Source organism: Azospirillum palustre, assembly GCF_002573965.1.
In the GTDB taxonomy this organism is placed as follows: domain Bacteria; phylum Pseudomonadota; class Alphaproteobacteria; order Azospirillales; family Azospirillaceae; genus Azospirillum; species Azospirillum palustre.
In genome coordinates, this window is record NZ_PDKW01000009.1 from 1 (window position 1) to 832 (window position 832).

The following is an 832-nucleotide window of genomic DNA, read 5'->3' on the forward strand; positions in this document are numbered from 1 at the left end:
GAGCGTTTTCGCTTACGGCGGACGGAGACGTCAGGTCGGGCGCGGTTGAGGACGTTGAGGGCGAGCTTGCGCAGGGTTGCGAGGTTTTCCGGGCCGTGATCCTTGCGGTTTCTGGCGCGATCCTCGTCGAATGTAACGTCGAGAACCCAGTGGAGGCCGTTCTCCACCGACCAATGTGCCCGAGCGGCGTTGAGGTACTCTTCGGCGCCAAGCGGTCGCGAGGCGAGGTGATAGTGGCGGGTGACAGTGGTTTTGCCGTTGCGTTCGACGGTGGCCTCGATCATGCCCAGGCAGGCCATGTCGGGGAGCAGAACCGGCTCCGAGCAAGCCGACTTGGGACCGCGCAGCCAACTCAGGTCGTGGCTGACCCAAGCCCGGCGGGTCTCGATACGACCGTGATCGGCATCGGTGGTTTCGTACGTATTCAATTCGGCCAGCGTCAGCGGATCGGCGAAATAGTCCACCACCATGCCATGCAGGGCGGGGTGGTTGGCCTTGAGCCGCAGAAGGTAGTCGCCCCCTTGGTCGCGAATGATGCGCGCGGTGTCCATTTGGCAATGGATGGCGTCGGCGGTCACCAGCCATCCCGTCAGGTCCATGCATCCCAGCAAGGCCCGCGCCGCCACGATCTCGCTGTCGCCCTCGGCCACCCGGAAGCTCTGCTGGCCCACCACCACGCGCGTGGCCGAGGCGAACGCCGTGACCACCGCCAGCGGGTTGGCGCGCCCCGCGTCGTCGAAGGAGCGGCGTAGCGTCTTGCCATCGATGGCGAGCACGCCCGCGCCTGCCGCCCCCAGTTCGTCCAGAAACCGCCCGAAGCACGCCGCAAAGG

The 832-nt window shown here is 66.3% G+C and carries 1 protein-coding gene; it reads right to left on the reverse strand.

The genetic code is table 11. From position 1 onward, the window contains the following. On the reverse strand, window positions 1-832 hold an 832-nt coding region (locus tag CRT60_RS00045; protein WP_098734443.1), incomplete at both ends, for an ISAs1 family transposase.